Here is a 9117-nt window from a genome sequence, read left to right as displayed (position 1 = left end):
TCACAGCCCTGGGTGCTGACCTGGGCGGTCGCGACACGACCGGCGTTCGCCGAGCTGTCCACCTCGGCGCTGGTCAGCGCATAGCCGGTCGCCGAGTCGTTCGTCGCGGCGGCGAACACGACTCCGTAGACGGTGCCCGCCTCGGACAGCAGCGGTCCACCGGAGTTTCCCGGCAGCACCTGGCCGCGGACGGCGTAGATGTCACGCAGCACCGTGCCCTGCGAGTAGATGTTGGGTGCTCTGGCTGTCTGACGATTGCGGATGCGTGCCGCCGCAGTCGTGTAAGGGCCGTCCTGGGGGTATCCGGCGACGACCGCGTCATCGCCCGCGCGGCCCGCTGGATCGGCCTGAAAGGCCAGCGGGGCCCGGCGCAGTCCGGGCACGTACAGGACCGCGATGTCGGTGTCCGGGTTGAACAGCACCACCCTGGCCGCCATCATGGTGTTGCCCACTTCGACCTGTGGCCGCGTCACTCCGGCGACGACGTGGGCGTTTGTCATCACCCGCTCCGCGGCGTAGACGAAACCGGAGCCTTCGACCTGTTTGGAACACGACGGCGCGACGCCCCGGATCTTCAGAATGCTGGCCGATGCGGCCTGTACACCCGCGGTGGTGGCTGCCTGCGCGTCCGGTGGCTCGACGGGCACAATTCGCCCGCCGCCGAGGCTGGAGAAGACCTCCGGGAAGCCCCGCTGGTCGGCAAGCTGGCGGAGGTCCGCAAAGGCATTACGGAACGTGTCCGGCATGGCCCCGTCGACGGTTGTCAGGATTTCTGATCGGCGCACATGCTCGGCGAGGGTGCTGAACGGGGACCGGTCGATGGCCGTCGCCAGCAGCCAGGCCACCAGCAGCACTGAGATCCCCGACAGCAACGCGCCGGCGACCGAGTCGACGGTCTGGCCGGGCTGCCAGGTGAGCCGGTTGCGCAGGGCCGCCCCGATGGCGGTGGCGGCGATCTGTCCGACCAGGGCGAGTCCAAGAACGACCAGGATGCCGACCACGGCACCGTTCGTCTCGGCCCCGATGAGCCGTGCGAACGGCGCGGCGATGTTCGCGCCCAGCACGCCGCCACCGAGAAAGCCGACGAAGGACAGCGCCCCGACGACGAAGCCCTGCCGGTAGCCGGACACGCCAAAGACAATCACTGTGACGAGCAGGATGATGTCAAGCATGTCGAACATGTCTGGCGGCCCGCTATCCGTTAGCTGATTATCAGTGTGCCACGCATGTTCGGGTGGATCGTGCAGATGAACGGGTACTGGCCAGGTTGATCCACTGTGAATGTGACGGAACGTGGCGTATCGGTCGTGGCGTAGTTGGTCCGGGCTGCCGGGATCGTCGAGATCACGAAGTTGTGCGGGGGTGAGCCGCGCTCGACGGTCAGGTTCACCGTGATTTTTCCGGGTTTCGCGATCAGCGTCGCGGGCGTGAACTGAAGTGACGCGGTACCCACGACGTCGAAGACCTGTGTATCGTTTTCGATCTTCGGTGTGGCGCTTGAGACGGCCGTCGCCGAGCTGGTCGTCTTGCTGTTGCCGCAACCGCCGAGCGGGAGCGCCACGAGGATCGCGAGGACAACGCTCACCGCAACGCGAACAGTCCCTGTCGTCGCGGGGACGCCGGTGCGCCGGCGCCGGAGTCCGCCGGGCCGGGGCGGTGGGCGCTTGACGCTGTCGTCCGGGCCGGTCATTGGGCTCATGCCGGTTATTGCGCTCATGGTTGCCTCCGGTCCCTCATCGAGCGGATTGACCGTATCGTCCGGGGGGTGCTCATCCGGACTCACCCGTCAGTTCCGGCGCCCGCTCGGCGTCGGAGGGCGCTGATATGGCGGCTACAGGGGCTTCGACCTGCTCGGCTGGAAGCCACGGGCGCTCCCAGCCCCCCATCCGCAGCAGCGCGGCGAGCAGCCCACCGGTGAAGCCCCAGATGAACATGCCGTGTGCGCGGAAGGCCGGTCCGCGGTAGCCGGTCCGCGGGTGATGGGCCAGCACCCGATTTGCTGGGTCCGCCAACGTCGCGACAGGCACCCGCGCGACCGATGACGTCTCGTTCGAGTCCAGCGGAGCCACCGAGCACGGCGTGTGCCACCACGCCAGCACGGGTGTGACCAGGAAGTCGCTGGGTGGCAGGTAGAGAGCGGGGCCAGTGGCGAGCACCTGGACGCATTCCGGGTCCAGCCCGACCTCCTCCCGGGCCTCCCGCAGCGCTGTGGCTGCCGGGGACGCGTCGCAGGGATCGGTGGCGCCACCGGGGAAGGCCGGCTGCCCGCCGTGGCTGCGCAGGTCAGGCGCACGTTCGATGAGCAGGATGTCCGTTCCGGCCGGGCCGTCTCCGAGCAGCATGAGCACGGCTGCCGGGCGCGCGCCGTTCGTCGCCGGCACGTGGTTACGTGATTGCAGTTCGTCAGGGCGGGCCGAACGCAGGGCATCGGCCAGGTCAGCGAGCCATCCTGGCTGATGTGGCCGACCTGGCTGGTCCGGCGTGGCGTCCCGAGGGTAGCGCGCCGATCGGGGAGCTCCGGTGTCGTCCGGATGCGGTCCGGGGCTCAACTGACCGCTTCGACGCCCTTGCGGACCAGCCGCGCGGCGTCATCTGAGGTGGTCGGGCCGAGGCCGAACGACGGGCACAGGCGGGCCACGCCGCACGCTCCGCATGCCGGGCGGCGGGAGTGGCAGATCCGCCGGCCATGAAAGATCATTCGGTCGGACGCGATCGTGTAGTCGTGGCGCTCGAGCAGCTCGGCAAGGTCGTTCTCAACCTTGACCGGATCGGTGTTGCTGGTCAGCCCGAATCTGCGGGACAAGCGTCCGACATGGGTGTCCACCGTGATCCCGGGTATGTCGAAGGCGTGTCCGAGCACCACGTTGGCGGTCTTGCGGCCGACACCGGGCAGCGTGACGAGGTCGTCGAGGCGCGCGGGTACGTCGCCGGCGAAACGGTCGACCAGCGCGGCGCCGATTCCGATGATCGAATGTGCCTTCGCTCGGAAGAAGCCCGTCGGACGCAGGACGGCTTCCAGCTCCGTGCGGTCCGCGCCGGCATAGTCGCTGGCCGTGCGATACAGCGCGAAGAGCGTCGGGGTCACCTCGTTGACCTTCTTGTCCGTGCACTGCGCGGACAGGACCGTCGCGACGAGGAGCTCCAGGGGGCTGCTGAAGTTCAGCGCGATCCGGGCATCCGGGTGGAGGTCGCCGAGGGTTCTGATGATCTTGCGGGCTCGCCGTGTCCGCGCCAGCGGGCTCTCCGTGGCGGTGTTGACGGTGACGGGCACGGATCCAGGGTAACGGGCGAGCTGATCACGCTAGCTTCCGGTCTGCGTCGCGGATGTGTTCAATGTCGCAGGACGCATCCGGACCCCACGTGCTGGTTACGCACAGTCATCCGTCACCATAGTGCCCGCCATGTTTCTGATTGCCGCGATCTCCTTTCCCCTCGTGCTGCTTGCCCTGCTGCTTGCGATGGAGCGGGTTGAGCGTCCCCTGCGTGCCGCCGACTCGGGGCAGGGCCTGGAGGGCTTCCTTGCCAACGCCCGGCCGGACGAGGTGAGCACCTTCGTCTCCCAGGGCCTGCCAGTCGCGCTGGAGCGTTACCGCCGACGTTTGCGGCGATCGACGCCGGGTAAGCACCGGGCGGTGTGAGGATGAGTTCCAGTTGGCTTTTCGTTGATTTTTCTTGTTTTTCCGACTACGGAGAGTTATATAATCTCTCGATGCGTGTATGCCGCTGTGCGTGATCTCGTTCCTGGACGGGCCGTCCGGGCCTGAAATACCCCGATTGGGCCGACCTGTTCAAGACCCGACAGCCTGTTACGGCTTTCAGGTCGTGCCCTTTGGCTCCACTCCTGGCATGCTCGGACGCCGTGGACGATCTGCTTGCCCGTGTTCCCATGTTTGCCGGCCTGTCCGAACAGGATCGACAGGCCCTTAATGATCATCTTGAACGCCAGAACGTTACCCGAGGCGAAGTACTGTTTCGTGAAGGTGAAACCGGAGACCGTGTCTTCGTGATCCTTGCCGGAAAAGTCAAGATCGGGCGCGCCGCGTCCGACGGCCGGGAGAATCTCCTCATGGTGATGGGGCCTGGGGACCTCTTCGGTGAACTGTCGCTGTTCGACCCAGGGCCTCGTACGGCCAGCGCGACAGCGGTGACCGACGCATCGTTGGTCTCCCTGGAGCACACCGCGCTGCGGCCGTGGTTGGCCACCCGTCCCGAGGCGGCATCGCTGCTGCTTCGAGTACTGGCACAACGCCTGCGGCGAACCAACGACTCCATGGCCGACATGGTGTTCACCGACGTGCCTGGACGAGTGGCCAAGGCCCTTCTTGACCTGGCTGAACGGTTCGGCGAACCGGCACAGCCCGGCAACGAGGCGGCCGGGGTCCGGGTCGAGCATGGTCTTACTCAGGAAGAGCTCGCCCAACTGGTCGGGGCGTCCCGCGAGACGGTCAACAAGGCGCTGGCGGATTTCGCCACGCGTGGCTGGCTGCGCTTGGACTCCCGCGCGGTGGTTCTGCTCGACCGGGAAAGGCTCGCCCGGCGCGCTCGCTAGAACCGGTCTGCAGGGGGCACAGGCCGGCCCGCACCCACCCCGGCGGGCCCAGGCAGCGCACTGGCGCGTTGCCTGGGCCCGCCGCGAGACCCGCTCCGTTGTGGGACTCGTTCCGCCGTGAGACCCGCTCGATCCGGCACGTCGCGTCCAGCCTGCGCTATGCCTGCCCGCTCGGCTCAGCGGCCAGCCTGGGTATGGCCGGTGGCGCCGTCGGCGGTATGGCCAGTGGCGCCGTCGGTGGCCCAGCTGGCGACGTGCCCAGGCCCGTGGGGTAGCTGTCCGGCGCCGCGTCCGGGACAGCCGCGGCCGCTGGGACGGCGGCGAGCAGTCGACGGGTCTGTGAGACCTCGCTCACCGCGCCCGTCGCGGTAGCCGCATCCAGCGCCTTCTCGTATGCCGCCCGAGCCTCGGCGGGTTTGCCGACGGCGACCAGGGCGGTGCCCAGCGCCCGCCAGGCCAGCACCTGGGCGCGGATGTCCTCCGCCTCCACCTCGACCGCTCGCCGGGCAACAGCCAGCGCCTCGGCCGGTCTGCCCGCGTCCAGCAGAGTGCCGGCGAGATGCGCGTAGGCCTGACGACGTGGGAACAGCAGGGTCGCCGGTTCGCCGGCGGCCAGCGCCTGCTCCAGCAGACTGATCGACTCCTGTAGCCGCCCACGAGCCCGCGCAACCTGGGCGACCAGCACTTTTGCCCCCAGCTGCGCGTGGGGCTGCAGCTCAAGGCCGTCCAGGGTTTCCAGCGCGAGGGACGCGGCCTGCTCAGCCGAGTCGATCAGCCCGGCGTCGAGCCGGGTCAGCCCCAGCAGGACCAGGGCAAGCGCACCCACCACCGCGTGGCGGCCCATGTTGGCGGCGGCATGGGCGTCCTCCAGGTGGGCCGCGCCCCGTTCCGGATCACCCGCGCCGCGAGCGGCGAGCCCCTTGGCCACGAGGGTGAGCGCGGCTCCCCAGGTATCACCGGTGGCACGGAACAACTCCGCCGCGCGCTCGGCCTCCGCTTCGGCCTCGGCGACGTCCCCGAGTTCGGCGGCGGCGATCGCGTCGATGGTCAGGCACACGGCCAGGCCCCATCGCTCGCCCATCGCCTCGGCCATCTCGATCAGCTCCCGCGCGATGTGGCGAGCATGACTGAGCTGGCCTGACAGCAGCCAGACCAGTGTCTCGGTGCCAGCGCACCAGCCCAGGCCACCGGTGTCGTCCAACCGCCTGAAGACCTCGGAGGCGTCCCGCAGGTACTTTTCGGCATTCGGGTAGTCCCCACGGGTGGTCGCGCTCCAGGCAAGGTGCTGGAGCGCCCAGCCGACCCCGCGCGGGTCGCCGACCCGGCGGGCCAGCGTCAGCGCATCGGTGAACCGCTTCTCGGCGTGGCGCACCCGGCCGGCGGCGTATTCCAGCAGACCAAGCTGACGCAGGGTCGCCGCTACCAGCCGGTCGCTGCCGGCGAGCTGAGCCTGCTCCAGCGCGGTGACGAGCGCAGTAGCGGCCTGCTCGTCCCGGCCCTGCTTGTGCCGGAGATCGCCGAGGACGCGGTAGGCGGCGGCCCGGAGCTCAGGGGTGGTGACCCGGAGCGCGGGCCGAAGGGTGCGTTCGGCCTCATCCAGACGGCGCAGGGATGCCAGCGCCTCGGCATGCAGCACGACTGCCCCGAGATCGTCGATCTCGTTGACGATGCCGCGGCCGAGCCTGCGCGCACTTGTGATCAAGTCGCTGGCGCCGCGATGATCGTCGCGGGCCAGTGCCGAGCGGGCGACCCGTACCAGGGCATGGAAGCCGGGCTCGCGAGCCGACCACGCGGGGTCCGTGGCGGGCAGCGCCATCGATGCCGCCAGGTCGTGGGCGCGTTCGGCATGATGCCCGACAAAGGCAGCGACCTCCGCCTCGGAGCCGCTGAGGAACTCCACCCCCCATTGCGCGGCCGCCGCGTGCCGGCGGGCCCGCTCCACCTTGGGCAGGCCGGCGTAGGCTACATCGCGGGCCATCGGATGGACGAACGTCCACAACGGTTCCCCGGGATGCGCGGGCCGCAGGAGCTGGCGTTCGGTGAGGGTTGCCAGCGCCCGGTGGACCTGGTCGCCCCGGCGGTCCTCCAGCGCGGGCAACGCGTCGGCGGGAAACCGGCTGCCGAGCACCGACGCGGACCGCAGGACGGCCTTCGCGATCGGGTCCAGGTCGTCGATACGGGCCGCCAGCACCGACTGCACCCCGGCCGGCAGCGTGGTCTCCGGCAGGGATCCCTCAAGCACCCAGCTGGAGGGCTCGATACCGGCCGACTGGCGGCGGCGGGTGCGCTGCACAGTGGATCCCGATGCCGCGAGTTCCTCGGTGCGGACGAGCGCTGGCCCCGCGCTCTGGGAGCCCCGGTGCAGTACACCGCGGTCCACCAGCAGGTTCAGCAGCTCGGTGAGGAAGAACGGGTTTCCGTGTACCCGCCCGAGCAGCGCGGCGCGGGCGTTCTCGTCAAGTTCGGCGCCGCCGAGATAGTCCCGCAGCAGCCTCGCCGCCGCGGCTTCCGCCAGCGGTGCCAGCGCGAGCAGCTCCGGGTTGGGCAGCCCGGTCAAGGGCGGGGCCTCACGGTCGAGCAGGACGAGCAGGACCGGTCCGCGCAGCCGGCTTGCGAAACGCCGTAATCCCTGCCACAGCGCGGTCGTCGCCCACTCCAGATCATCTAGGATGATCACCAGCGGGCCGTCGTCGGACAGCCCCCCGAGCAGCACAGCGACGTCGTCGACGATCGCGTCGACGGCCCGGACGGCATGGCTGTCGGGATGGGCGTCGCGGCCCGCCGGATCACCCGGCGGGGTCTCCGCGGTGACTGTTGAACGGCCTTCTGGCGGGACGCCCAGCAGAGCGAGCAGCTTGTCCGCCACTCCGCCGGGAATGCGGGTGCGCGCGGCGGGGTGCTCGAGGCGGCCGACGGTGCGCCGGACCCGTTCGGCGACCCGGTCCGGGCTGTCGCCTTCGCCCACCCCGGATGCCGTCCGCACGATGTCCATCAGCGGCGCGAGGTCCCGCCCGTCACCGTGGCGGACCGTACGTCCCCACAGCACCCTGGCGTCGGGCTGCGTACCGACCTGGCGGGCGAGTTCCGCCGCGATGCGGGTCTTGCCGATCCCGGCCTCGCCGGTGACGACCACCGTCCGTGGCTGGCCATGGGCGACGACATCCCGGAAGGCGGATACGAGAACCGCGAGCTGCTGGTCCCGGCCGGTGAACGGCGCGTCGTCACCGTGGCTGGGCCGGGCGACGTTGGACGGCCGCAGACTGACCAGTTCGTAGGCCGGGACGGGCTCACGCTTGCCCTTGAGTTTCAGTGCTGGCAGTGGTCGCCACGTTGCCACCGAGGTGGTGGCGACCACGGTGTGGTGTCCGGCGTACACGGCGCCGACCGCCGCCGCGTCAGACAGCCGTGCGGCGGTGTTGACAGTGTCGCCGATCACCGTGTAGCTCAGTGACGCCTGAATGCCGGCCAGTACCTCGCCGGTGTTGATCCCGACCCGCAGGCCGAGATGGCGCCCACCGCCGGCCTCGTCGGTGACCAGCCGGCGGACGGTCTCCTGCATCGCGGCGGCCGCGCGGACGGCTCGCTCCGGGTCGTCCTCGTGCGCGGTCGGTGCTCCGAACACGGCCATGATGCCGTCGCCGGTCAGGTTGTCGACCCGTCCACCGACCTCGGCGACATCGCGAGCGAGCGCGGCGAGCACCCGGTCGGTGACCTCACCGACCCGTTCGGGATCGAGGTCCTCGGCCCACGCGGTGAAGTCCGAGAGGTCACCGAACAGGACGGTGACCACCCGGCGCTCGGCACCTTCGTCCGCGCCCAGACCGTTTTCGGTCTGGAGGGGCAAGCCGCAGTGGAAGCAGAACCGCCCGCCGGGAACGGTGGGGGTGCCGCAGCGTGGGCAGCGCAGGGTGCCGGCGATGGGCGATGTGATCATCGGAACATCCCGTAGCCGGGGTGTGGCAAGGACATCCAGCCGGCCCGTCCGATATACGGGGCTTGCCGGTATCGCCTCCATGCCGGAGCTGTTCTGGTGCAGTCGGACAAATGCGGAGCGTTACGCACGGGTAGTCGCCTCCCGGCCGCGAGCATAAGCCAACTGTACGGGATCTTCTTTTCCCGCTGATCTTAGCCACGTTCGGATGGAAAAAGAGCCATCTGGGATGTCTGGAAGACGTCGCCTTCCGTTGCCTGCGGCGATGATTCGACTACCTCAGTGAGAGAGCTGGCGCAAGTACTCGAGCTGGGCGTGGACCGATAGTTCCGCCGCCGGCCACAGCGCGGGGTCGACATCGGCATAGACCCGTCGGACGATCTCCACGGCTGTCGTGTCGCCTGCCTCGACGGCTGTTCGGACCGCCCGCAGGCGGGCCTCCCGGTGGCTGAGGTATGTGTCGCAAGCCCGCCCCGCTGCCGGCAGCTCGGGCCCATGGCCAGGAAGGACGGTGGCATCGCCCAGCTCGCGCAGACGCCGCAGGCTCGCTAGGTAATCGCCGAGCCGCCCGTCAGGATGCGCCACCACCGTGCTGCCCCGCCCGAGGATTGTGTCGCCGGTGAGCACCGAGACGCTG

7 protein-coding genes and 1 pseudogene are annotated in these 9117 nt (G+C 69.6%); 2 read left to right on the top strand and 6 right to left on the bottom strand.

What is annotated here, in order from left to right:
* The 4 genes from MJ783_RS14715 to nth all read right to left on the bottom strand — a co-directional run.
* On the bottom strand, positions 1-1181 hold a 1181-nt coding region (locus tag MJ783_RS14715; protein WP_239311004.1), incomplete at its 3' end, for a MarP family serine protease.
* A 20-nt stretch (positions 1182-1201) separates the two neighbouring features.
* Positions 1202-1717: a cupredoxin domain-containing protein gene (locus MJ783_RS14710; RefSeq protein ID WP_239311003.1), complete on the bottom strand. Its 516-nt coding sequence runs from the start codon at positions 1715-1717 to the stop codon at positions 1202-1204.
* Between the two features lie 52 nt (positions 1718-1769).
* Entirely contained in the window at positions 1770-2381 is a 612-nt protein-coding gene (locus MJ783_RS14705; protein WP_370651633.1) for a CoA pyrophosphatase, read from the bottom strand.
* A 164-nt stretch (positions 2382-2545) separates the two neighbouring features.
* Positions 2546-3271: an endonuclease III gene (gene nth / locus MJ783_RS14700; RefSeq protein WP_239311002.1), complete on the bottom strand. Its 726-nt coding sequence runs from the start codon at positions 3269-3271 to the stop codon at positions 2546-2548.
* A 130-nt stretch (positions 3272-3401) separates the two neighbouring features.
* Between nth and MJ783_RS14695 the strand changes: the two genes are divergently transcribed.
* On the top strand, positions 3402-3638 hold the full coding sequence (locus tag MJ783_RS14695; protein ID WP_239311007.1) for a hypothetical protein: 237 nt from the start codon (positions 3402-3404) through the stop codon (positions 3636-3638).
* 221 nt (positions 3639-3859) lie between these two features.
* Positions 3860-4549: a Crp/Fnr family transcriptional regulator gene (locus tag MJ783_RS14690; RefSeq protein ID WP_239311006.1), complete on the top strand. Its 690-nt coding sequence runs from the start codon at positions 3860-3862 to the stop codon at positions 4547-4549.
* Between the two features lie 157 nt (positions 4550-4706).
* On the opposite strand, the gene MJ783_RS14685 is transcribed toward MJ783_RS14690, so the two are convergent.
* Together MJ783_RS14685 and MJ783_RS14680 are read right to left on the bottom strand one after the other, a co-directional pair.
* Positions 4707-8483, bottom strand: a complete 3777-nt coding sequence (locus MJ783_RS14685; protein WP_239311001.1) for a tetratricopeptide repeat protein — start codon at positions 8481-8483, stop codon at positions 4707-4709.
* A gap of 276 nt (positions 8484-8759) precedes the next feature.
* Positions 8760-9117, bottom strand: a pseudogene (locus MJ783_RS14680) (MBL fold metallo-hydrolase); the annotation flags it as partial.

It is taken from the genome of Protofrankia sp. Cj3 (assembly GCF_917627355.1).
Classification (GTDB): Bacteria; Actinomycetota; Actinomycetes; order Frankiales; family Frankiaceae; genus Protofrankia.
The sequence above is the reverse complement of the archived record's forward strand: the minus strand, read 5'-3'. Positions and strand labels throughout refer to the sequence as shown.

Excerpts from the sequence above, each read along its gene's own strand:
- MJ783_RS14710 (WP_239311003.1), bottom strand. The coding sequence starts at position 1,717 with ATGAGCGCAATAACCGGCATGAGCCCAATGACCGGCCCGGACGACAGC.
- MJ783_RS14695 (WP_239311007.1), top strand. The coding sequence starts at position 3,402 with ATGTTTCTGATTGCCGCGATCTCCTTTCCCCTCGTGCTGCTTGCCCTG.
- MJ783_RS14685 (WP_239311001.1), bottom strand. The coding sequence starts at position 8,483 with ATGATCACATCGCCCATCGCCGGCACCCTGCGCTGCCCACGCTGCGGC.